At 63.2% G+C, this 23,394-nt stretch carries 22 protein-coding genes; 14 read left to right on the plus strand and 8 right to left on the minus strand.

Going from position 1 to position 23,394, the window contains the following annotated elements; genetic code table 11:
• Positions 1-126 precede the first annotated feature (126 nt).
• The 3 genes from J7I89_RS23620 to J7I89_RS23630 all read left to right on the plus strand — a co-directional run bounded on the left by J7I89_RS23620 (position 127) and on the right by J7I89_RS23630 (position 1,341).
• Positions 127-447, plus strand: coding sequence for a DEAD/DEAH box helicase (locus tag J7I89_RS23620; protein WP_214975590.1), 321 nt, complete (start codon positions 127-129; stop codon positions 445-447).
• A gap of 235 nt (positions 448-682) precedes the next feature.
• Positions 683-1,036, plus strand: a complete 354-nt coding sequence (locus tag J7I89_RS23625; protein ID WP_214975592.1) for a type II toxin-antitoxin system RelE/ParE family toxin — start codon at positions 683-685, stop codon at positions 1,034-1,036.
• On the plus strand, positions 1,036-1,341 hold the full coding sequence (locus tag J7I89_RS23630; protein WP_137322211.1) for a helix-turn-helix domain-containing protein: 306 nt from the start codon (positions 1,036-1,038) through the stop codon (positions 1,339-1,341). The genes J7I89_RS23625 and J7I89_RS23630 overlap by 1 nt, the downstream gene beginning before the upstream one ends.
• Positions 1,342-2,686: 1,345 nt before the next feature.
• Here J7I89_RS23630 and J7I89_RS25695 read toward each other — a convergent pair.
• Both J7I89_RS25695 and J7I89_RS23635 read right to left on the minus strand, forming a co-directional pair.
• Positions 2,687-2,815: a hypothetical protein gene (locus J7I89_RS25695; RefSeq protein WP_285290273.1), complete on the minus strand. Its 129-nt coding sequence runs from the start codon at positions 2,813-2,815 to the stop codon at positions 2,687-2,689.
• Between the two features lie 737 nt (positions 2,816-3,552).
• Positions 3,553-4,209, minus strand: a complete 657-nt coding sequence (locus J7I89_RS23635) for a peroxiredoxin (protein ID WP_214975594.1) — start codon at positions 4,207-4,209, stop codon at positions 3,553-3,555.
• A gap of 109 nt (positions 4,210-4,318) precedes the next feature.
• Between J7I89_RS23635 and J7I89_RS23640 the strand changes: the two genes are divergently transcribed.
• Together J7I89_RS23640 and J7I89_RS26060 are read left to right on the plus strand one after the other, a co-directional pair.
• Positions 4,319-6,043, plus strand: coding sequence for a BTAD domain-containing putative transcriptional regulator (locus J7I89_RS23640; protein ID WP_214975596.1), 1,725 nt, complete (start codon positions 4,319-4,321; stop codon positions 6,041-6,043).
• 372 nt (positions 6,044-6,415) lie between these two features.
• The gene (locus J7I89_RS26060) at positions 6,416-6,745 is read left to right on the plus strand and encodes a carboxypeptidase-like regulatory domain-containing protein (protein ID WP_374102044.1); all 330 of its coding nucleotides are present in this window, start codon (positions 6,416-6,418) and stop codon (positions 6,743-6,745) included.
• A gap of 268 nt (positions 6,746-7,013) precedes the next feature.
• On the opposite strand, the gene J7I89_RS23650 is transcribed toward J7I89_RS26060, so the two are convergent.
• Both J7I89_RS23650 and J7I89_RS23655 read right to left on the minus strand, forming a co-directional pair.
• Positions 7,014-7,622: a nucleotidyl transferase AbiEii/AbiGii toxin family protein gene (locus tag J7I89_RS23650; protein WP_214975600.1), complete on the minus strand. Its 609-nt coding sequence runs from the start codon at positions 7,620-7,622 to the stop codon at positions 7,014-7,016.
• A complete protein-coding gene (locus J7I89_RS23655; RefSeq protein WP_214975602.1) occupies positions 7,601-8,098 on the minus strand; it encodes a hypothetical protein in 498 nt (165 codons plus the stop codon). Before J7I89_RS23655 ends, J7I89_RS23650 begins: the two co-directional genes overlap by 22 nt.
• A 1,296-nt stretch (positions 8,099-9,394) precedes the next feature.
• On the opposite strand from J7I89_RS23655, the gene J7I89_RS23660 reads away from it, so the two are divergent.
• The 6 genes from J7I89_RS23660 to J7I89_RS23690 all read left to right on the plus strand — a co-directional run bounded on the left by J7I89_RS23660 (position 9,395) and on the right by J7I89_RS23690 (position 15,309).
• Positions 9,395-10,039, plus strand: coding sequence for an IclR family transcriptional regulator (locus J7I89_RS23660; protein ID WP_214975603.1), 645 nt, complete (start codon positions 9,395-9,397; stop codon positions 10,037-10,039).
• A 9-nt stretch (positions 10,040-10,048) separates the two neighbouring features.
• Positions 10,049-10,612, plus strand: coding sequence for an SDR family oxidoreductase (locus J7I89_RS23665; RefSeq protein ID WP_308160022.1), 564 nt, complete (start codon positions 10,049-10,051; stop codon positions 10,610-10,612).
• 791 nt (positions 10,613-11,403) lie between these two features.
• The gene (locus J7I89_RS23675) at positions 11,404-12,141 is read left to right on the plus strand and encodes a DUF5058 family protein (RefSeq protein WP_214975609.1); all 738 of its coding nucleotides are present in this window, start codon (positions 11,404-11,406) and stop codon (positions 12,139-12,141) included.
• A 27-nt stretch (positions 12,142-12,168) separates the two neighbouring features.
• Positions 12,169-12,930 (plus strand): hypothetical protein, encoded by a 762-nt coding sequence (locus J7I89_RS23680; protein ID WP_308160020.1) that lies wholly within the window; start codon positions 12,169-12,171, stop codon positions 12,928-12,930.
• 14 nt (positions 12,931-12,944) lie between these two features.
• Positions 12,945-14,192, plus strand: a complete 1,248-nt coding sequence (locus J7I89_RS23685) for an amidohydrolase (RefSeq protein ID WP_214975612.1) — start codon at positions 12,945-12,947, stop codon at positions 14,190-14,192.
• 76 nt (positions 14,193-14,268) lie between these two features.
• Positions 14,269-15,309: an Lrp/AsnC family transcriptional regulator gene (locus J7I89_RS23690; protein WP_214975614.1), complete on the plus strand. Its 1,041-nt coding sequence runs from the start codon at positions 14,269-14,271 to the stop codon at positions 15,307-15,309.
• A 227-nt stretch (positions 15,310-15,536) separates the two neighbouring features.
• Here J7I89_RS23690 and J7I89_RS23695 read toward each other — a convergent pair whose 3' ends face one another.
• The 4 genes from J7I89_RS23695 to J7I89_RS23710 form a co-directional block, all read right to left on the minus strand.
• On the minus strand, positions 15,537-17,225 hold the full coding sequence (locus tag J7I89_RS23695) for an FAD-dependent oxidoreductase (protein ID WP_214975616.1): 1,689 nt from the start codon (positions 17,223-17,225) through the stop codon (positions 15,537-15,539).
• Positions 17,222-18,286 (minus strand): alcohol dehydrogenase catalytic domain-containing protein, encoded by a 1,065-nt coding sequence (locus J7I89_RS23700; RefSeq protein WP_214975618.1) that lies wholly within the window; start codon positions 18,284-18,286, stop codon positions 17,222-17,224. Before J7I89_RS23700 ends, J7I89_RS23695 begins: the two co-directional genes overlap by 4 nt.
• 8 nt (positions 18,287-18,294) lie before the next feature.
• Positions 18,295-18,621 carry a YciI family protein gene (locus J7I89_RS23705; protein ID WP_214975620.1) on the minus strand — a complete coding sequence of 109 codons (327 nt, stop codon included), beginning with the start codon at positions 18,619-18,621 and terminating at the stop codon, positions 18,295-18,297.
• A gap of 133 nt (positions 18,622-18,754) precedes the next feature.
• Positions 18,755-19,663 (minus strand): LysR family transcriptional regulator, encoded by a 909-nt coding sequence (locus J7I89_RS23710; protein ID WP_214975622.1) that lies wholly within the window; start codon positions 19,661-19,663, stop codon positions 18,755-18,757.
• Between the two features lie 90 nt (positions 19,664-19,753).
• Between J7I89_RS23710 and J7I89_RS23715 the strand changes: the two genes are divergently transcribed.
• From J7I89_RS23715 to J7I89_RS23725, 3 genes are all read left to right on the plus strand, one after another.
• A complete protein-coding gene (locus J7I89_RS23715; protein WP_214975624.1) occupies positions 19,754-20,560 on the plus strand; it encodes an IclR family transcriptional regulator in 807 nt (268 codons plus the stop codon).
• 239 nt (positions 20,561-20,799) lie between these two features.
• Positions 20,800-22,152: an MFS transporter gene (locus J7I89_RS23720; RefSeq protein WP_214975626.1), complete on the plus strand. Its 1,353-nt coding sequence runs from the start codon at positions 20,800-20,802 to the stop codon at positions 22,150-22,152.
• Between the two features lie 101 nt (positions 22,153-22,253).
• On the plus strand, positions 22,254-23,393 hold the full coding sequence (locus J7I89_RS23725; protein WP_214975628.1) for a Gfo/Idh/MocA family protein: 1,140 nt from the start codon (positions 22,254-22,256) through the stop codon (positions 23,391-23,393).
• Position 23,394: the final 1 nt, after the last annotated feature.

Here is a 23,394-nt window from a genome sequence, read left to right on the forward strand (position 1 = left end):
CACCCCGAACGCTTCAACAAAACCACCGACCCCAAAATCCTCGCGCTCCCCGGACCAGCGTGGATCAACCAACCCAAGGAAATCACCGAACAGTTAGCCGCCTAACTCCCGTTGGTACCGTTCAGCTTGAAAAATTCCGCCGTCGACCTTCTTGCTACCACCGATGATGCGCAGCCGCTGCTGGTCCTGGGCACCGGCTCATACATTGGAGAAGGCTTTGATTGCCCCAAACTGGATACCCTGTTCCTTGCAGCGCCTGTGTCGTTCAAAGGCAGACTGGTCCAGTACGTCGGCCGGGTTATCCGGCCATACCCGGGGAAAACTGTAGCAACCGTTCACGACTACTACGACGAATCCACGCCCGTGCTCGCAGCGTCCCTGAGCAAACGGGCGCCAGGGTACGTCTCACTCGGATTCCCTGATCCGCGGAAGATCAACATCAGATGACAGCGACCAACGTCCGAGCCGGGGCCTCTTCATCGAGGCGCCGATCATCGCCCCGTCCTATGTATCGTGGCCGGTATGAACTTCGTTATGAGCCGTGATGCTGGGCTGCTGAAGCGTCTTGAGGATGCGTGAGTCCCACCTCGAATACGACGAGATAGTTTTCTTGGGGGCCTTCTTTTCGACGGGGCAATATAACACTTGAGTTGTATCACCTGTGAGTTGTATGATGGACTCGATGTGGAATGTTGACGTGGGACTCGTGGAGCCGTGGCTGATAGGTCTTGACCAAGATTCGTATGAGCAGATTGTTGCTGCGCTGGAGCTTCTCGCCGAGCGCGGACCTCAACTTGGTCGTCCATTGGTCGATACGGTGGTTCGTTCACGGCATAAGAACATGAAGGAGCTGCGCCCGGGATCGAGCGGGCGGTCGGAACTGCGAATCCTATTTGCTTTTGATCCGGAGCGGCGGGCGATTCTGCTTGTCGCGGGGGACAAGGCGGGTAGCTGGACCAAGTGGTACAAGGCGAATATTCCGGTTGCGGATGACCTGTTTGACGAGCATCTGAGGATTCTGAAAGGAGAGGCATAATGGCGAAGTCCATGGAGGAACTGCTGGCTGAGCGTCCGGTTGACCGGACTGCTGTGGATACCCACAAGAAGCGCATGCTCGATGAAGTCCGGGCCTATCGGCTGCGCGAGCTCCGTGAGGCATCGGAGCTGACGCAGGTCGAGCTGGCTGGGCGTTTGCACGTCAGCCAGAACCGGGTATCCCGCATCGAACATGGTGACATTGATCGCGCCCAGGTAGACACCTTGCGGAAATACGTTGAGGCGCTCGGCGGCCGACTTCGTGTTGAGGTTGAACTCGGCGACGAACGAATCCAAATCGCCTGACGAAGCGACCGGCAGGGCCGCTTCGGCAGTCGTCTTGCCCTTACCGACAATGGGGTGAAATGCAGGAGGATGGGTGTCGCAATGTGACCCTCTGACCTCCCCGTCTCGCCCGCGCCGCTGCCAAACTGACCTGAGCTCCGCATGTTTCCTGCGTAGTTCAGGTATCTTCAGGGCCCCGGAAGCCGGTCGAATACCACGTGCTCACTGTCTCCGCAGGTCAGGGGAGATCCCTGCTGGTGACGCAGTAGGTTAGTGCCATGACAAACACGGAGAGCTTGCCGCAATCTCGACGCCAGAAGGTTGGGAAGCAGGCAGGAGGAAACTATGAGGAGAGGTTCGGTGTCGTTTCCAAGTACTCAGGTGTCTGCGGAATTTGTGGAGCGAGCTGGATCCCAGGTGACAGGATCTTCAAGTTGCCTGAACCGCGCCGTTCCACTCTAAACCCCTGGGTCTGCCGAGGCTGTCGCTACCCGGAGAACCGCTCTGAGCCAACGCTCGAGGATGTATTCGTTAAACTGAACCACCGCAACCATACCGGCCGTACACCCGGACTCAACCGGCACGACGTCAGACATTTGCTCTCCCTGCACGGCACCCTCACTGAAGAAGCCGCGTCCACACTAGAGGACATGCCAGCAATTCATAAGCTCCGGAGAGCGCATGCAGAACGAGTCTCGGCGAACCTCAATCGCGCCGAACTCTTGGACCTTCTCGAAGGCTTCGTCTGTCGCGGTCTCATTAAGCGCGTCGGACGGAGTCGTTAGTACAGCATCCCTTCGAAGGTCGGGCCGGCAGGTTCCTAGGATGGCCCAAGCACTAGTCCGGAGCCATCTGGATGGAGCACACATCGTAGTCAGCGCATTTGTTTCAGGGAGCGGACTTTTTCTGCCAGGCAATCAAAGGGACCTACGAAGAAAAAAGCACTTCTCCATGGTCAAGACGCCGAGCTGCCCACCATCATCAAGCATCCGCCGGCACTTCGGGATTCGGGACCGGTTTTTTCAGACGACGCAATCGGAAGCGAAGCGGGCAAAAAAGAAGTGTGGACAGTAATGATGGAATTGGTTCCATCATTACTGTCCACACTTTCGGCTTCGGACTGGGTCGTACATCGGTCGGACTGGCCCGGATTGGGGATGTTTGCGGGAGTTTCCAGTGTTTCCGGGGCTTGGAACCCGGTTCGAGTCCCACCTCGGGCACAGTGTTTCCGCAGGTCAGGGGCCCTTTGGGCCTCTGACTGTGGACAAATAATCTTCTAATGGCTCCTCCGGGGGCCATTTCTTGTTCGGTGCCCGTTTCTGTGGACGGGCGGCCCTCCTCAGGGTTTTCAGCTTGTCGGGGCTTGTTACTCCTTCATGGTCTTGTAGGCTGCGGGCAGCATGACCTGAACGGACTGGGGGAGAAGGAGGACTGCCGCCCATTCGTTAACGCTTTTCTTCGTGGCATCTGTGGTGTGGTCCGTGCTTAAGGACATGGGACTGAGACGTCGGCTGGCGTCTTGTCTGTCAGGGTTCGGCGTCGTTCTGGTAACGGAGTCACCGCTGGGTTTGAGGGTCCGGAGTGCAACTTGGGGTACCGGGAGCGGTCTGGAATTTCGTGAGGAAGTAAGCGACGGAGGAGCGCCGAACGAAATTGTGGGTCGTGATCGGCGCGTAGCGCCCTGGTTGCACGGAGGACCCGCCCAGCGATGATGGGGATCAGAATGACAAACAGCGAAGATGCTTCTGGTCATTCATGAAGTCCTCGGAGCGTGCGGCATGACGTCCTGGAAGCCGGTACTCCGTGAGCTCTGCCGTCATAAACATGGTGCGTCGAGCGGGATTTGAACCTGCGACCTGCCCTAGTGGGGGGCCGCTCCGTCCAGCTGAGCTATCGAGACGGTTCCTGCTAACGGAGATCCTTTCGGTCTAAGGTGGCAGCGACGTCTTGGTCGGGGAGCATCGTGAAGTTTCCTCCACCTAGGATCCGGGTACAGCCGCCGGATCGCGGTTAGGACCTTCCTCAGGTAATTGTCCTCCCCGGGGAGTAGCAGAGTACTGCACCTAGTGATGGCGAGTGTGGTTCACCACCAGTTGAGCGGTACGCGCGGTGGACCACCATGCCTTCCCACAGCGCGCCGCGGTGCGCCGCCACAGGGTCCGCTTCGGCATGCGACAGGCTAGCGGGAGCAGGCTGGTTCAGGGCCATGTCAGTGTCCGCTCTCATGCGCGATTACGCCGGTTGCGGGACGATCCGAATGTACGGCTTGGGCTCCTTCCAATCGCCAAAGATCTCGCGGGCCTCGCTGTTCGGGACGGAGCCGGCGATGATGACGTCCTCGCCTTGCTTCCAGTTGACCGGCGTGGCCACCCGGTGCTTCGCGGTGAGCTGTAGCGAGTCGACGACGCGAAGCACTTCGTCGAAGTTGCGTCCGGTCGTCATGGGGTAGACGAGGATCAGCTTGATCTTCTTGTCCGGCCCAATTACGAACACGTTGCGGACGGTCTGGTTGTCCGCGGGCGTGCGGCCCTTGGCGTCCCCGGACGTGGCTGCCGGGAGCATGCCGTAGAGCTTCGCCACGGTGTAGTCGTCGTCGCCGATCACGGGGTAATTGGGGCGGGCCCCCTGCGTCTCTTCGATATCGGCGGCCCACCGCTCGTGATCAGCTGTCGAGTCCACGGACAGGCCGATGATCTTGACTCCGCGTCGGTCGAACTCGGGCTTGATCTTGGCCATGTAGCCGAGCTCGGTCGTGCAGACCGGGGTGAAGTCCTTCGGGTGCGAGAACAGCACTCCCCATGAGTCTCCGAGCCAGTCATGGAAGCGGATGTCGCCTGCGGTTGTCTTGGCGGAGAAATCGGGTGTGATCTCACCGAGTTGCAGTCCCATTTTATCCTCCTGGGCGTTGTGATGTGATGACGGAGCCAATTGGCTCGCCGTCACTTCTAACGGTAGGGCGACCCTGTTCCCCGACCGTTCCCCCAGCTACCATAAGGGCGTGGAGAAGTGCGCCGTCGTCATGTTGGGCGCGTTCCGTGTCGTGGTTGACGGCCGGCCGGTTCCGGGCGACGCGTGGAAACGGACCAAGGCGGCCGGGCTCGTCAAGATCCTCGCCCTCGCGGAAGGGCGCCGGCTGCATAGGGACGTCCTCGCCGATCTGCTCTGGCCCGATCTCAGCGCGCAAGCTGCCGCTTCGAACCTACGCAAGGCAATGCATTTCGCGCGCTCCGCCCTCGGCTCGTCAGACGCCGTGCAGGCGCGCGGCGACCTCCTGGTGCTGCTGCCCGACGCCGAGGTCTCCATTGACGCGGAGCGGTTCGAAGCGGACGGGCGCGCCGCGCTCTCCTCATCGGCAGGGGCGGCCGAGGCGCTCGCCCTGTATCGAGGCGACCTGCTTCCTGATGATCGATTCGCCGTGTGGGCCGAGGACCCCCGCGATCGGCTGCGCACGCTGTACCTGCGTCTGCTCAAGGCCGCGGCTCGGTGGGACGACGTGGTCAAGGTCGAGCCAACGGACGAGGACGCCCACCGGGCGATCATGGTTCGCGCGCTCGACGCCGGCGATCGCCAGGGCGCGATCCGCCAGTTCGAGCGACTCCGCCGGCGGTTGCGGGCCGACTTGGGCGTCGGCCCAGGGGCGGCGACGGTCGCGGTCTACGAGGAGGCCATCGCCGAGGATAGCCGGCGCGCGGAGAACAGCACGCGGGCCACGTTGGCGCGAGCACTCATCGCCCTCAACAGCGGCGACCTCATCGAAGCCGCCTCATACGCCCGGCGTGCACGCGAGCTTGCCATGGAAGCGAACCTGGGCCGAGAGATCGGCGAGGCCAGCGCGGTGTTGGCGATCGCGGCGAACATGCAGAACCGCTGGCCCGAGGTGTTCGAGGCCGAGTTCGTGGAGTTCACACGGCACGACTCCGCGCGCTCCGGCTACATTCTTGACGCACAGTTATGCCTCGCCGAGTTCTGCCTGTGCGGGCCGGACGGGCACCGGAACATTGCGCGGCGAGTAGCGCGTCTCCGCACGATCGCCGAGCGAGCAGGCTCGGTGCGTGGCCAGGCCATCGCCGACCTGTTGCTGGGGGAGGCGGCACTGTTCTCCGGCGAGCTCGGCGACGCGCGCAGTCTGCTCCAGTCCGCGCTCGAGCTACACCGGCGGGCCGGGGCACCGGCCGGCGAGATCGTGACACTGCAACGACTGGCCGAGGTTGACCTCGCGCAGGATCGGCCCGAGGAGGCTGCCCGGGCAGCCAGTCGCGCACTGGCTGCCGCCGCGTCCACATGGCTTGAGCCGCACCTCGTCGTGCGCCTATACGGGGTGCTCGCTCAGGCAGCCAGATCTCCGGCGCAAGCGGTCCGCATCACCGAGCGAGCCGACGCCGCACTGGCCGGTAGGAGCGTCTGTCCGCCGTGCTCGATGGGCTATCAAGTCGCCGCAGCGACGAATTACGCACTGGCAGGGAAGCTGGACGCCGCCCGCCGCCGGCTCGCCAACGCCGAGCAGCTCGCTGGCATGTGGCCCGGCGGACCATGGCACGCCGCCCTCTGGGAAGCACGAGCCATCCTGCGCCGCGCAGAGGGTCACGAGGATCAAGCCATCGCCCTGTTGCGGGAGGCAGCAGCTAGTTTTGCCGAGCTCGGCAGGCGCCAAGATGAGCAGCGCTGCCTAGCTCGAGCAGCACAAAGTTCGCCAATGACGATCGGAAAGTCTCTTGCCGGCTAGGCGGTATTCAACTTCGACAAATGCATCAACGCCTTCGACCGGGCAGGACGACCTTGGATCTTTCCCGCTTGGACACCATTCGAACAGGAATGGGCACTCTCAAAGCAGCCGCCGATGATCCTGCACGGCAGGCGTACTACGCCATGCTCGGGGCCCTTACCCAGGCGCGGTGGAAATGCGGGCCGCGCTGGCGAAGGCGGGCGTATGGCAGGAGCCTGCTGGAAGGGAGCCCCGCCTGTCCGGAGGGGGTGGATACCCGGTGTTGTGCACCAGTTGTTGAACCGTCCGGCGGCCACGTTGTGCTGGAATGTTGGTGGGTGAAGTGAAGCGCTTCGTCTGCGCCTTACTGGCCGCAGTCCTGTGATTGTGCGGGTGCGCCGGTCAAACCGGGCCGGTCACTGGGCATTCCGGGGTTGCTACCGGATTCGTCCTGACCGCCCCGGTCTGTCCTGTCGAACGTATGGTCAGGAGTGTCGGCCGCGCCCCGTCTCAGGGGCAGCCGTTGTCGCCTTGGATGGGGAAGCTGTTCGGGGTTCAACACTGACCGATAGCACCGGTGCCTTCCACCTCACGTTGCCTGACGATCGTTACGTGATCAGAGCGAGCAACGTCGGCGGTTACGCTTCGACGGCTATCGAGCCAGTGGTGATCTCGGACGCCCCCGTTCATGTCACGTTGGTTGTTGACAGCGGGATTCGCTAAGCCAGCAGGGGACAGGCGGGCCCGAGAGTCGGCGACTTGGTTACGGACCGGGCGTGCCGAGAGTGACTGAGGGTTCCGAGGTGACGGCCGCAGCAACGCCTTGGACGTCCTCCGCTTGTTGCTGCATACGCCTCCGCCCGGAATCCCATTGCTCTCAAACCTCAGAGCAGTTCCGGACCTGGTCCTGCGTTTCCGGGCCCGGTCAGGTCGGTTGCGTCGTAGGCCTCGCTGGGGTTTTGGATGGTTTTGTGAATTGTCTCGGCGAAGCTCAGGAGGGTGGAGCTGAGAATGGGGGGTTCATGGGGTGGCAGACCGTATTTGGTGTATTCCGTGGTTGGGAGTGTCTGGTGATGGATGTTGCGAACGTTGGCAGGTCCCAGTTCGGGTCTCGACGTTGGCATAGTCTGAGTAGCTGCTGGTGCGTGAAGCGTCTGCTGGTGAAGATGGAGTAGGCGTCGAGGTAGTCGCGGGCGTATCCGCGGCCGTACCCGGCGAGCAGCTTGGACGCTACCGAGTCGTTCAGGGAGAGTATCGGTCCGATGTCGATGATGGCGGGTGAGTTCTCCCACCAGTCCAGGCCAAGGTCGATGACGACGGCTTCCTCATCGTGCCCTACGGTGACTCTGGCGAACTCGTCGTACTGTCGGGTGATCTCGACCGCGTAGCCGGAGGCTTGGAGTGCGCCCGTCATTTTCTGCACCGATGCGGCGAAGGTTGCCGGTGTATGCCGGCGGTGCAGGGCGAAGAGGTCAATGTCCTCCGAAGGGCGGTCGGTGATGCCGTGTTCGATCAGGGCTTGGCCTCCGGCGAGGATGAAGCCGTCAGCTGCCAGAACAGCAAGGGCGGTCTTGGCCGCTAGCCGCTGAGAGTGGTCCACGATGGGTGTTCCTTCGCTTCGCGGCGGGCGGGGAGCTGGGGGAAGGATGTTTCCCAGAGCTGTCTGCACCGTGCGGGCAAGATCATGGTGGGCCACACGGCGGTCAACCGTCCTGCCTGGACGATGCTACAGATTTCCTCGAGGGACCCGGAATTTTGAAGTGTGAGTTGGTACAGCACTGTGCAGCTGCCGTCATCGTCCACGTTGTAGGTTCTCTCCGGGCCCCAATCCAGGTGGAGCGGGAGTTCCACGGACCCGGTGGCGGGGCCTTGCAGGTCTTCGAAAGCGTCCGGGACGAGGTACACGAGGGAGTCGGCGACGGTGTGACGGTGCTCGACGGGCACTGAGACATAGTCGCGGAGCCGGGTGCGGATGAGTTCGGACACGGATGTACCCTCCCGCACTGCTTTGCGGTGGGCTTCGTTCCACAGTTCGTCACTGACGCGGATCGTGTGCCGTGGCGTCCCTGCCGACATGGCGCGCTCCTGACTTTCAGAGGGTTGACCTTGACAGCCAAGTCTACGTGGTGTCATGACACCACGAAAGTGGTGCGTTGTGGCGCCGCAAAGCGCGGCTGTTCAGCGGTGCTCGGAAGTGCCAAAACTGGTGTGCACATTGTGCACACCAGTGCCGTCGGACTGAGCCATATCGGTGCCGGACTGGGCCGGATTCCGCATGTTTCCGCGGGAGGCCAGTGTTTGCAAGGGCTGGAGTCCGGTTCGAGTCCCACCTCGGGCACAGTGTTTTCCCTGGTCAGAGGGCTTTTTGCTTTAATGTGTGGACATTGACCCTCCGCGGATCCCTCTGACTCTCGCCGCGGTTGGTGCCTGGCGCCGCTGTCGCCTGTGAAGTTGTGTGGGTGGAGAGTTCAGAGCCCTGGCTGGTGGGCTCTCCTCCTGCTGGGATGTGGGGTCATCCGGACCTCCTCTCGGATCGTTCTTGTGGCATTGGCTGGTCTTTCACTTATTCATGGCTTGGGGTTGTGGTGATGACATGACTTGGGGAAAGTTTCTTCATGATTTGTCCCCTTGGTCCGCGTCCGTCGCGGGCCTTGGGGATGGATAGCCGTCCATTTGTCCGTCCAAAGGCGGTGTGGACAGTGTCCACGGCGTCTATGGGTGATTCCATGGCTCATCGGCGGGCTCCTGCTTGGCTGATTCTGCTGACACGAGTTCATGCAGCCGTGTGTCAGTAGTGTCATGACTTTAGGAATGGACTGGCGGGACGCGCGCAATGCGTTAAGCGTGGGACGTAGGGTCTACTGCTTGATCACCGCAAGACGGGCTGGGGTTTTGATGGTGAGTGGTTCCATGTTCCTTCTCCTTTAGCGGCTGGCGGGCACCGGGTGTGTCTGTCAGATTTCGGCGTCGTTCTGGTAGCGGAGTCACCGCTGGGTTTGAGGGGCCGCAGTGCAACTTGGGGAACCGGGAGCGGTCCAAAATTTTGCGAGGAAATAAGTGACGGAGGAGCGCCGAACGAAATTTTGGGTCGTGAGCGGCGCATCGCGCCTTGGTTGCGCGGAGGACCCGCCCAGCGATGATGGACGATCAGAATGACAAACAGCGAAGATGCTAATGGTCATTCATGAAGTCCACGGAGGCGCGCGGCATGACGCGCAGAAATCCTGTGGGAATACCGTTGTGGCGTTTCCGCTTGCCGCGAGACTCTGGCGGTTCTCCTCCCACGAGTCTTCCGGCCCCGATTTCCCGGCGGCGGGGCCGAACGGCCACAGCTGCTGGGAGTGTCTGCTGTGGCCGTGCCACTATGGGGCCATGAAGCGAGTACATCCCGGTGAAACGGGTTTGAGCAGGATAGTGAAGGTCCTTGAGTCCTTTGACTTGGGAAAGTCGGTTCTGACTCCTGCTGAGATCGTTCGCCGGACAGGGCTCCCGCACGCGAGTACATATCGATTGATCAACGAACTGGTGCAGGCAGGATTCCTCGATCGAACCGAAGGGGGCGTTCAGACGGGCGTGCGTCTGTGGGAGCTGGCGTCCCGTGAATCGAGAACCCTGAGCCTTCGCAATACGGCTTTGCCCTTCATGGAGGACCTGCAGAACGTCATCCGGCAACACACGCAGCTGTCCATTCTTGACGGGACCGAGATCCTCTATCTCGAACGGCTTTCTGCGCCGGAAGCCGTTGTCAACATCACCCGCGTAGCGGGGCGGATGCCTGCGCTCATTACATCTCCGGGCCTTGTGCTGGCTGCCTTTGGCGACCGGAAGGCCCAGGATTTGATTATGTCCACCACTCCGCCAAAGTATACCGACCTGACCCCGACCAGCACGTCAGACTTTCGCCGAATGTACGCCGAAATTCGACGCCAAGGGTATGCTCGCGCCGACGGGTGGGTTGACGAGGGGGTTACCGGCCTCAGCGTTCAAATCGGGCTCCTCCCTCCAAGCACTATGTGAGCGGCGTGGATTCATGCCCGAAAGGGTGCTCACAACCGCCATAGACGTCTCCCATACGGAAGCCCTGCGCGAAACAGCAGCAAAGGGCGCGGAAAAATTCGGAGGAATCGATTTCATTGTCCCCTGCGCGGGGATCATGGGCGAAGGGGACGGAATGGAGGTCTCCGACGACAATTGGCAGCGCGCCTTCACCGTCAACGTCACTGCCGCATTCACTACGGTCCGCGAATCGGTACAGTACTCTCTTCCATCGCCGGCAGCAGGGGTATGGCAACATATCCGCATTATGCCGCCACAAAGGGAGCCGTCATCGCTCTTACGAAAAGCCTGGCAACATCATTGGCCCCCAGGATCCGCGTCAATGCCGTTGCTCCCGGCATGATCGACACACCGATGACCGCCGAACATCGCGACTCCGAAGGCGGCCGAAAAACCATCGCCCAAACACCGCTGCAGCGTATGGGACAGCCCCGGGAAGTCGCCGCCGTCGTGTCCTTTCTCTGCAGTGACGGGGCGAGCTTCATCACCGGCCAGGTCATTCACATCAACGGCGGAGCATTCATGCCAAGCTAGCACCGGGCTGGCACCGCTGAAAGATGAAGCCATGGCGGCAGTCCGCGAGCAGTTCAAGCCCGGAGAGTAATCGAACCCGGAGCCCCCGCTGCAGCCATCGGCCTCTGTCTACAAGAACGTCGAGGCGTGGCTCTACGAGTGGCCGACTCGGCTTCCGTCGTGCAACAAAACGCGCCGGCTTCATGCGCGAACAGCTCTGTTGTAGTCAATGGTTCCGACGCAGAGAAGAAGCAGCCTGACTGGACGCCGTCTCGCGGGCTGGGAACACGCCCGACTCGGCGGCGCCTATGGAAATATGGAACCTCCGCGTTGAACTCGCAGACGAAGGCGGTCCACACCCGTTGGCGACGGAACACGAGGCGGGGATTTCAAGCACTCGTGTGATGCGGCCACCACGCGATCGGAGCGCGGCACGCAGGCCATGATCCTCAGCAAGACTACTGTCGTCCTGCATCTCGCCGCCCGACGCATCAAAGAAGTTGATTGCAGGCCTCATCCAAGGGCTCTGGGCGCGGACACTGCCTCGTCGAGCGCGATGCATAGCGGAAGGCAAAGCTTGTTCGGGAACGTTCTAGCTGCGATACCCCGGCGATTTCGGCGTCGCAGTGCAAGCGGAATATGCCCGGAGTTTACCTGTCCGCGTCACGGTCGTGACGCATTGGAAACCTGGAGAGTATTTACTTATCGACATTCGGTGCGGTACAAATGAAACAAAGCGGCATTGAATAGTAATTAAAGTCAGCTTTTGGACACACAGCGAGGTGGGTCCAGTCATCCTCATAGGAGCGCCAATGATCCAAGCAGCCGTCGATCCTGGTTCCACGGACATCACCCCACTGATCCACCATCCTGTCCTCTGGGCCTCCGCCGTCGGCGTTTTCGCCGTGGTCATCCTCCAGTCCGCCATCTATTTCAAGGCCATCAGGAAGGCGGCTCCAGCCGCTGACCTCAGCCCGGCGCAGGTCAGCGGCTCGGTCCGCTCCGGAGCGGTAGCGGCGATCGGGCCCTCACTCGCGGTGGCGCTTATCGCCATCTCCCTGCTGCCGCTCTTCGGGACGCCCGCCGTGCTGACCCGCATCGGCCTGGTCGGATCGGCCGCTTTCGACGTCGCGGCAGCCGGTATCTCGGCGGGTACCCAGGGCGCCCAGCTCGGCGGCCCGACGTACACCCAGAAAATCTTCGCCATCGCTTTCGCGGCGATGACCATCGGCGGGCTCGCGTGGATGCTGACCGCCCTGATCCTTACCCCCATCCTGAGCAAGGGCGACGCTAAGCTCCGCAAGGTCAATCCCGCCGTTATGGCCATTGTCCCGACGGCGGCCCTGCTGGGAGCCTTCTTCACCCTGGCCTTCCAGGAGGTCCTCAAATCGCCGGTGCACCTGGTCACGATGCTTGCCTCGGCGGCAGCAATGGGCGCCTGCCTCCTGTTTGCGCACAGGCTCCGACTCCCCTGGCTGCGCGAGTGGGGGCTGGGCGTCTCCATCATCGTGGCCCTCGCCAGCGCCTACTTCATGACCTCCGCGGCCTGAAACCACCCTTGAAAGGAGCCAATGACGATGTCAACTAAGCCATCCACTGATATTTCCGGAGGGTTCTCAGCCTTCGACCGCACCACGTCCATCTGGGGCCCTATCACCCTCGGTGCAGGACTTCTCATTTCCCTGGCCGCCGCCCTCTACGCAGCCTTCGGCACCGGCATGGGAGTGACACCGCTGGAACTGGTCACCGCCGTCGGAGCTGTCCTGGCGACCTTCGGCATCATCGCCGTGATCGAACCTGTCTCCTATTTCCCCATCCTGGGGCGGTCGGCCATGTACCAGGCCTTCCTGATCGGCAACATCGCCAACAAGCTGCTCCCGGCGGCCATCGTGGCCCAGGCCAACCTCGGGGAAAAGCCCGGAACCCGCCGCGCCGAACTGATTGCCGGCAGCGCGATCATCGGGGCCGTACTGGTCCACATCACCACGCTCATCCTCTTCGTCGGCGTCCTCGGGACCTGGCTCGTGGGAATGCTGCCCGCCCCCCTCATCGCGACAGCGCGCAGCTACATCCTGCCGGCAATTTTCGGTGCCGTGGTGCTGCAAAGTGTCTTGGCCATGAAGAGCCGCCGCACCACCATCGTTGCCATTGTGGTGGCCGCGGCCATTGTCTTCGTCGCAGTCCCGCTGGCGCCGGGACTGACCTACTTCGCCACGGCCCTCGCCGTCATCCTCACCATCGCCGTTTCCTGGTTCGCGCGGGCCAAAGCGGCGCCGCCGGCCGGTACGCCGTCCGAGGAAACCAGCGCGCCCGCCCCGACCGCCACAGCCACCCACTGAAAGGAAAACCGGACATGACCATCACCACAGGCATCCGCCTGACTCCCGCCGTAGACGTTCCTGAATCATTTGTGGACGACTACGTCGCGGTCTATAAGCACCTGCACGCCAACCCGGAACTCTCCGCCCGGGAATTCCGCACCGCCGAGTACATCGAAGCCCACCTTGCCGGGCTGGGCATTGAGTCCTTCCGGTGCGGCGGGACGGGCGTCGTGGGCATCCTGAAGAATGGCGACGGTCCAGTCATCGGGTTCCGTGCCGACACTGACGGGCTGCCCATTGCCGAGCAGACGGGTCTGGATTACGCGAGCGAAGCCACCGGCACCCTTCCGGACGGGAGCACCGCTCCGGTGATGCACGGCTGCGGGCACGACACCCACATTGCCGCAGCCCTGGCCCTCGCGTCCCTGCTGACGGAACGCACGGACCTCTGGGCGGGAACCCTCGTCCTGATTTTCCAGCCCGGGGAAGAGACGGCTTATGGCGCCAGAGCCATGATTAACGACGGACTGTGGGACAGGGCGCCACGGCCTGAGGTAGTGCTCGCCCAGCATGTCATGCCGCTGGGCCGGGACAGGCTGCTGATCCGCGGCGGCCACATGGCCAGCCTGGCCGACTCATGGAAGATCACCGTCCACGGCCGGCAGGCACACGGCTCCCAGCCGGAAAAGTCCATAGACCCGATCGTAGCCGCGTCCTCCATGGTGCTTCGCCTGCAGACCATCGTGTCCCGGGAACTGGCGCCCTCCACACCGGCCGTTGTCACGGTGGGCACCTTCCACGCGGGCCTGAAGGAAAACATCATCCCGGAATCGGCAGAGTTCTCCGTCAACGTCCGCACCCCCGACGAGGAGACCCGGACCACCGTCCTCGCTGCCATCCGGCGGATCATTTCTGCCGAAGCGGCGGCATCCGCCGCGCCGGAACCCACCATCACCGAGCTAAACAACTTTCCCCGTTGCTACAACGATCCCGCCTCCGCAGACCGCGTGATCGAAGCGTTCACGGCGGACTTCGGCGCGGATGCCCTGATCGACGCACCGCTCGGCATGGGCTCGGAGGATGCGGGGTGGCTCAGCGACGCCATCGGTGTTCCCGGCGTGTTCTGGGCCTTTGGCGCCTTCGATCCGGAGTTCTTCGAGGACGGCGCGTCACCGGCCGGCAACCACTCACCGTTCTTCGCACCGGACGCACGGGCCGCCGTGCTGGGTGGAACAGGGGCCGCTCTCTCCGGGGTGCTAGCCTATCTGGGCCGGAACTGAGATCGCCGGGGCGGTGGGTCACCGCCCCGGCCTCGGTTACCGGGATGCCGGACCCGGCATCGTTAATGGCGGCGGCATGGAAAGGACCCGGGACGTGGAGCAGCTTGATGCGTTGGACCGGCAGATCGTGGCCGCCCTGATCCGCAACGGCCGGGCACCTTGGCGCCTGATCGCCGAGGTCTTGGGACAACAGGAGCGGACGGTGGCACGCCGTGGGAACAAGCTGCTTGATTCCGGGGTCGTGCGCACAAACTCCTTTGTCAACCCGTCATCGGTGAGCTCCCGCTCGGCCTTCCTGTTGCGCGTGACGGCCGCCCCAAGGGAGCTTCGTTCGGTCTGCGCCTGGCTGGCCCAGCGGGAAGAATCGTCCTGGGTGAGTGCGCTTTCCGGCGCGAACGAGGCAGTGGCGGAACTGTTCCTCTCGCCCGATGAACTCGGCAACTTCCTGTACCGCCGGCTCGCGGAGGTGAAGGGAGTGCAGTCGTTCACGATGACGCCGCTGCTGGAGTATTTCCGGACACCTACCGGCTGGACGCCCGACGTCCTGGACAGGGCCCAGTATGCCGCGCTCCATCCGGGCGAGGACGAACGGCTCACAGGCATCCGCAGCGGCCACGCCGCCGAACCACTGGACGAGATCAACGCGTCGCTGGCTGAACTTCTCCACCGCAACGGTCGGGCCACCGTGGACGATTTGGCCTCTGAGCTCTCCATCTCCAAGGCCACCGTCAGCCGGCGCCTGGAAGCGATGATGACGTCCGGCGTCCTGTTCATCAGGGCAGTGGTAGATCCGGCCGCATTGGGATTTCCTGTGGAGGCCATCCTGTCCCTCACCCGCGCCAACACGGCCGCAGACCAGCTCGGGCAACACCTCGCCGACCTTCCTGTAACCCGCTGGGCCGCCGCCTCGGGTGAACAGATGCTGGCACAAGTTGCACTATCAACACTGAACGACCTGCGAGTGCTCTTGGACGACCTGAGGCTACGGAAGGACATCCACTCCGTCCGTCCTTCCATCTACGCAGAAATCTTCAAACGAAGCACCGTCATCTACCGGAACGGTGAACCGGAAAAGCCCCCGTTGGCGGCTGATCCGCCCTCGGTACTCAGCGCCTAACCGCTTGAACACTACGGCACCGTCCGCTCGCCCCTACAGATCTCGCGCCGGCGATACCTTGGTCGTCTGCAAGCTCGCTGTGGCGGATCCACACGGAACCCTGGGGAATTCCGCGTGCTCGCGGCACCACTCGACTGACTTCAGCCCAGAAGGCGGAGCAGCTGGGTCGACTTTCGAGGACAGACCCAGCTGGCAAAGCGTCGTATGGCGGTACGGCTCCGCACTTTCTAGCTGTACTGTGACAGACGCGCCGCCAGTTCCTCACCCACCGCGAAAGCACGGGTGATGGCGGACCCGAGGGTGGCGCCGCCACCCGGATAGTTGTTCCGGAAGACACCCGCCGAGACGTTGCCGGCGGCGTAAAGTCCCGGAATCGGACGTTGATGGTGATCCAGAACCCGTCCGTTGAAATCCGCGGCGAGCCCGCCAGAGGTCCCCAAGACCCCGGCATGGATGCGCACCGCGTAGAACGGGGCCTTGTCCAAGGGTGCCAGGCAGGGGTTGGGCGTGTGGCCGGCGTCGCCCAGGAAGCGGTCCTGGGGAGCGGCGCCCCGCCCAAATTCGGAGTCCACACCAAGGGCCGCGTCCGCATTGAACCGGTGGACCGTGGAGCCAAGGCCCGCGGGGTCGATGCCGAGCTCCGCAGCCAAGAGTTCCAGGCTCGGTGCGGACACCATCCATTCAGCCGGCTGCCCCGGCGTCGATCCGCCCACCGGATATTTGGCCAGGTAGTTGGCATCGAAAACCAGCCATGCCGGATTGTTCTGCTGACGGCCCGTGTGCGGATTGATCGACGCGAAAACCCTGCTGGCATCGTGATAGTTGAGGGCCTCGTTCACGAAGCGCTTGCCGTCGCTGTTCACCGTAACGGACCCGGGAAGTGTCATCTCGACGTTGCCCATACGGCCGGACTGCCGGCCGTCGTACTGGTGGGCCGCCGTTGAGATAACGGGAACGCCCCACACAGCAGACATGTCCTCCACAGCGGCGCCGGCCTTCAGCCCCAGCTCCAAACCATCGCCCTCATTCGACGGCGCGCTGATGGGCGTCACGGAGAAAGGCAGGAACGCTTGGCGGAGCCGAGGGTTCCATTCGAACCCGCCGGAGGCCAGTACGACGGCGGTCGCCGCAATCTGCGCGCCGGTGGCAGCCCCGCCCAGGGTCACCGACCAGCCGGTTGCCGGTGACTTCAAGCCCTGCTGATGCGTCAAGTCCTGCGCAGGAGACGAGTCCTTCACCGGCGACAGGTCCTCCACAGGGGCAGAGGCAACGATCTCGACGCCACGGTCGAGGGCGCTCGCCAGCAGGCTTCCCACCAAAGCGCCACCCATGGTCCGGACTCCTGTGGATGCGCGATGTTCAAGGAGGGCGGGATCTGCGGCGCGGCCGTTGAGCTCGTCACGTTCAGTCATGGTGAGCAGCGGGAAGTAGGACGACGGGCGAATCAGGCTCGACAAGCCCGGATAATCCTGGGGATCGAACGCGTTGTTGTCCAGGCCGCGCCCGCCGTTTGCTGCACCCTTCCACTCCATGTGATAGTCCGGCCGGGCAATCGGCGTCATGGACACCCGGGTTTGATTGTTAAGGTAGGCGACGGCCCGGGGCGCGGTATTGACGTACCAGTCAATTTCCCCAGCCGTCATCACGTGGCCAGCTGCCTCGGAAAGGTAAGCGACGCCGTCGGCATGGCTGTCCTGGTAGCCCGCAGCCTGGGCGAGATGGTTGTTCGGGGCCCACATCACACCGCCCCCGGCGGCCGTGGTTCCGCCCAACAGGGCGGCCTTCTCAACCACCAGGACGCTGAGGCCTGCGTCGGCTGCGCGAACAGCTGCAACCAGGCCGGCGGCGCCGCTGCCAATAACCACGACGTCGTAGCTGCGGGCGAGTTTTTCCGGTGCGGTAAGGATGGTGCTCATGCTGCAACCCCTGCCGGCATCTGAATCAGGATTTTGCCGATCTTTTCCGTGCGGCCCTGCATGAGCCGGTACGCCTGCTGCAGATCATGGAAGTCGAAGCGGTGGGTCATCAACGCACGGGCTTGATCCTGGTGGCGGGCCAGCATTGCCAGGCCATCTGGGATCAGGTTGAGGCTCATGCGGCTGCCCAACAGGTCCAGTTCCTTGAAGGGAAGGTCCTTCATGGACATGGCGGCCTGCCGCGGGGAAATGCCCACTTGGACGATCCTGCCCGCACTGGCAACCAGCCGGATGGCGTTCTCAAGGGAAGAGGGCACACCCGTCGCTTCGATCACCAGTTCCGGGCCAAACCCGTCAGTCAGCGCGTCCAGGCGCAGGGCCTGCGCTTCGTCGGGGAACTCGCTGCCGGGCGTTACCAACAGGGTATCCACCGCGCCGAACCCGACGGCAAGGTCAAGGCGGTGCTGCTCGGTGTCCGCGCACACTACGTGGACACCCAGCTCCGTCAGATAAAGAGTGGCCAGCAGTCCTATGGGGCCGCTGCCCAAAACCAGTGCTACTTCACCGGCAACCGGCCGGCCACGATTGACGGCCTGCATGGCAATGGACACTGGTTCGCCCATGGCGGCCAGCTCCAAGGGCAGGCTTTCCGGGACGACGCAGAGCTTCTCTATGGGAACACTGACAACCTCCGTCAGCGCACCATCGGAGTAGCAGCCCATGCAGCCGATGTTCTGGCACACGTTGTATCGGCCTGTACGGCATGGCCTGCACTCGCCGCAATAGATCATGGGATTGACGGCAACCTTGTCGCCGACGCGGATGCCTTCTCCGTTAGGTGCCACCGCGTCGTTGGGTGCAACGGCTTGCACGATCCCGGAGAACTCGTGGCCTTGGACGATGGGAAGCTCCGTGGGGTAGTCGTCCTCCCAGATGTGGAGGTCGGTGCCGCAGAGCGTGACGTTGTGGACGCGAACCAAGGCATGCCCGGGTTCGAGGTTCGGTTCCGGCGATTCTTGGAAGTTGATGGTTTCGCGTGCGGTGGTGCGGGCGGACAGCATCCGGAGCCTCAGTTCTGTCCGGCGGTTCGTTCGGCGGCTTGATCGGCTGTCTGTTCAGCGCCAAAGAAGATGTTCCACAGGCGGACCGTGCGTTCATCGATGAGGCCAGCCTGGTGGAACGGGTCCTGGTTCATGAGCGCTTCGACATCGGCCTTGGAATCGCCGGCGAAGATCAGCAGGGCGCCGGGAGCTTCTTCCGGACCGAAAGGACCGCTTTTGATGAGTCGGCCGCTCTCGAACTGTGTCTTGAGGAATTCGACGTGCCTGGGGCGGGCAGCATCCCGCGCCGCCGAGCTGGAGTCAGAGTATGCGTAGGTCACGGCAAAGGTGGGCATGGGCTGTCCTCTTCATTGAGTTGGTGGTGGGCTTCCTCAATGCTCGGCGACAGATTAGCCCGTGTCCAATACTTAATACGTCAGGGACTAAGTAGCAGATGCACATAGTCTTATGCTTGCTTCGGTCGGCTTCCTAGGCTGGCCGGTCAGGCCCTGGCGTTGGCAGCACGTCATCGGCGAGTTCCAGGGCAGTCCTCAGGGCCGGTGTCATTGCCCCGGGGTTCCAGGCGAGGCCCGAGTAGAGAAGTACGTCCTCGTCGGAAAGTGGAAGGAAGACTGTGCCCACGGGCATGATTCCCGCAATGGATTCGGGCATGAGACTGATACCAACTCCGCCGGCAACCAAGGAGAGCGCCGTATAGGGATCCGCGACTTCCTGGCTGATCCGTGGCCGGAACCCGGCTGCGCTGCAGGCAGCGATGGTGACCTCCCGGAGGGTGGAACCCTGTGCCGCCGGCATGGTGATGAATGCATCCGCGGCAAGCTCCGCCACACCCACCGACTCCCGCCCGGCGAGCCGATGGTCCGACGGCACTGTGGCGCCAAGGCGTTCAGTGGCAATCCTCCGGGTGGCCAGCGAAGGCGCATCGATGGGGAGCCCGATGAAGGCAAGGTCCAGCGAACCGCTGACCAGTTGCTGCAGCGCTTCCTGGGTCAGCAACCCACCGTGCAGCGTTACAGCGAGTTGGGGGTGGCGCTGCCGCAGCGCACGGGTCAGCGGGGGAAGGGTGGTGTGGTTCAGGGCTCCGGAGAAGCCGATGGCGAGCTTGCCGTAGACCGTCCCGCCTTCCGACTGAACAGCCCGCTGGGCCAGGTCCACTTCGTCCAGGATCTTCCGCGCATGGGGAAGCAGCGAGTGGCCCGCCGAGGTCAACGTGACGGACCGCGTGTTGCGCTGGAACAGCGGTGCGCCAAGGTTCTTCTCCAGTTTCCGGATGGTCTGGCTCAGGGGCGACTGGGCCATCCGGAGCCGCTCGGCCGCCCTGCCGAAATGCAATTCCTCGGCCACGGCCAGGAACGCCTCGATCTGCCGCAATTCCACATTGCCTCCTGGGAAGTATGGGTCCGGATCTGTTGGTCCGGGCTCGTGAGTGCAAGGCTATATTGGTTCGGGAAGCTGGCAGGAGGCATGATGGCCAATTCGTCATCCGGGGAATCCGTCATCGAGCGCGTTGTAAAAATCATGGATGCCTTCTCCAAGGGGCACCCGCACCTTCCGCTGCGGGAGTTGGTCCGCATCACGGGGATGTCCAGCAGCACCGTCCATCGCCTTGCCGTGGACCTGGCCGCGAATGGGTTGCTTGAGCGCAACGAGGCCGGTGAGTTTGGAGTTGGCATGAAGATGTGGGAGCTGGCCTCCCGAAGCAACCCGCTCGAAGAGTTCAGGCGACGCGGACTGCCGTTCCTTGAAGGTGTCCATGCAGCCGTGAGGGAGCATGTCTCCCTATCCATTCCGGACGTCGAAACCGGCAGTGTGCTCTATCTGGAGCGCTTGGACAGGCACGGGACCGTCATGAACCTCGCGGAGGTGGCCGGACGGCTGGACATCCACAGCACCTCGTCGGGACTGGCGATGATGGCGCACATGCCCGGCTACGTGCAGGACAGATTCCTTGCCGGGAAACTGGAAAAGACGACCGTGGCCACAGAGACAGATCCCGCCCGCATCCGCAGCCATCTGGCGTTGATCCGCGAACGCGGCTACGCACGCTTGGCCGGTGTCCTCGTCGCCGAGAACACCGCCTACGCTGTCCCGGTCTTCGGCCAGGGGCAAGCAGTCATCGGTGCGATTTCCGTCGTCGTACCGTCCACTGAAGAGGACCCCGGACTAATCCTGCCTGTACTCGTGGCGGCCGGGCGCGGCCTGTCCCGCACCATGGGTGCGGAGCGGCGTCCGTACGGTTCCCGCCCTTGGCTGGAGAGTAGCTCGCCCCGCTAAAGCACGCCCGTCCCGTTGAACGGGAAGTTTCCCCACGCCGTGTGAGCGCGGTCCTACAGTCGTACCCAGAGGAAACAAAACGCTTGTGATCTGGAGCACACACTCCAGTGCCGTTATCAACGGACACTGCAAGGGCTACGCACCAAAGCAGCAGCCGGCGACGAGCGACTCACCCAATTCTTGGCCGGGCAGGTCACCATGGCGGTGGCACGGCCGGCGGCACTCAACGAGGAGACACCATGGGACACGTGCAGCAGCACTCGCCCTCAGACGTTCACAACCATCCGGCAGCGCCGGTGGAACACATCAAAATGCCAAAGAAGGCGGCCCTCGCCTCCTTTCTGGGCTCCACCCTGGAGTACTACGACTTCTTCATTTACGGCACCGCTGCCGCACTGATATTCCCCAAGATCTTCTTCCCGTCGGGTGACCCGGTGGTCGCTCTCCTGGGAGCCATGGCCACGTTCGGCGTGGGCTACCTGGCCAGGCCCTTGGGTGGCCTGGTGATGAGCCACTTCGGAGACAAGGTCGGACGCAAGCAGGCGCTCCTGATCACGCTGGTCATCATGGGTGTAGCTTCCACCGGCATCGGGTTCCTGCCCACCTACGGCCAGATTGGCTACTGGGCCACCGCACTGTTGCTCGTCGGCCGCCTGGCCCAGGGGTTCTCCGCCGGCGCCGAGGCCGCGGGTGCATCAACGCTCACCATGGAGCACTCACCGGACGGCCGCCGCGCCTTCTTCACGAGCTTCGTGATGACCGGTTACGCCTCCGGCATGGTGCTGTCCACCATCGTGTTCATCCCCCTTGCAGCCCTGCCCGAGGAGCAACTGCTGACCTGGGGCTGGCGCATCCCGTTCTGGTTGTCGGTTGTGGTCCTGGCAGTCGCGTACTGGATCCGCACCCGGTTGGACGAACCTCCTGTCTTCGAAGAAATCGTGGAGCACGACCAGCCGAAGTCCGTCCCGGCCGCCGTGGTCCTCAAGACGCAGTGGCGCGACGTCCTGCGGGTGGCCGTCGTGATGTTGTTCTCGGTCATGCAGACCACCTTCACCGTCTACGCACTGGCCTACGCCACAGGCCCCGCCGTTGGGCTTGACCGCACCCTGATGCTCACCGTCAACGCCGTGACCGTGGGCCTGTCCATGATCACCATTCCGATCGCCGGCGTGATCTCCGACCGCATCGGCCGCAAGAAGGTCCTCCTGGTGGGAGCCCTCGGTTGCGCTGCCACCACTATCGGCTACTTCTGGGCCATCAGCGAGCACAACATTGCACTGGTTTTCCTGTTCGGCTTCCTGAACATGACCATCTTCTACTCCTGCTGGAACGGGGTCTGGACGGTCTTCTTCCCCGAGATGTTCCCGGCCGCGGTCCGCTACTCGGGCATGGCGATCGGAAGCCAGGTAGGCCTGATCCTGGCTGGTTTTGCACCCACCATCGCCACGCTCCTGGCACAGCCCGGGCACAACGGCTGGATGCCCGTGGCAGGCTTCACCATCCTCTGCCTGGTCGCCTCGTCCATCGCCATCATGACGGCCCGCGAAACCTACAAAGTACCCCTCGAAGAGCTCGGACAACCGCGGCGCTAACAGCAGCCACCCGACTGGCGTCGGCCGTGGCTTCGAGCCCGGCCGGCGCCAGCCGCTACAACACGAAACAACGACTCAAGCCTCGAAAGTTGGATACCCTAATGACGTCGTCAGCAGCAGCCCCCCGCACCTTCCGCGTAGGAATCGCGGGTTGTGGCGCCATCTCCCGCAACCACCTGGAGGCCTTCAAGGCCCTGGACAACGTGGACATCGTCGGCGTTTGCGACGTAGACCCGGAGCGGGCACGTGCCACAGCTGAAGCCTGGGGAATTCCAGCCTCGGTCACCAGCGTGGAGGAGCTGTTGGGGCTGGGCCTGGACATCATCTCGGTGTGCACGCCCCACCCCACTCACGAGGACGTGGTGCTGAAGGCGGCCGCGGCCGGCGTTCACGCCCTGTGCGAAAAGCCCATCGCCACCAAGCTGGAGTCGGCCGAACGCATGGTTGCGGCCTGCGGGGAAGCCGGGGTTCAACTCGGCGTCCTGTTCCAGCGTCGCTTCTGGCCTGCTTCCCAGAAGATCCGGGCGGCTATCGATGACGGAACGCTGGGCCGGGCCATCATGGCCCAGTGTTCCGTCATGCTCCACCGTGCACCCGAGTACTATTCCCGCGATGCCTGGCGCGGTACGTGGGAGAACGATGGCGGCGGGGTGCTGATGTCCCAAGCTGTCCATCAGATCGACCTGCTGCAGTGGTATTTGGGCGATGTCGCCGAGGTCTACGGCAAGGTCAACACGTACCGGCACGGCGACTACATCGAGGTGGAAGACTCCGCGACGGCGGTCATCACCTTTACCTCGGGGGCCATGGCAACGCTGGAAGCGTCGACGGCGGTCTCGCCCAACCTGGGTATCCAGCTGCGGATCACGGGTGAAACGGGAGCTTCGGCTTCATTGACCGAGTTCCCGGAAGGCAGCGACGGGCGCCTGGACCTGTGGGCGGTGGGCGAGAAGATCGTCGTCGAGCCTGTCCACCCGGAAGGTGCGGAACCCAACATCGACCTTTCCGCCATCAACGGTCAGCTCATTCCGTTCCACAAACTCCAGGTCAGGGACTTCGTGCACGCCCTGGAAACGGGAACCGAGCCCGCCATCACTGGCAAGGACGCCCTCAAATCCCTACGGATCCTCTTGGCCGTCTACGAATCCTCGCGGACCGGCGAACCCGTCCGCTTCGCAGCCGTCCACCCGGCTCACGCCGGCATCCCGGCAGCACGGCTGGCAGAGAAGGTGGCGGGCTAGC

Source organism: Arthrobacter sp. ISL-5 (assembly GCF_018613835.1).
Lineage (GTDB): Bacteria > Actinomycetota > Actinomycetes > Actinomycetales > Micrococcaceae > Arthrobacter.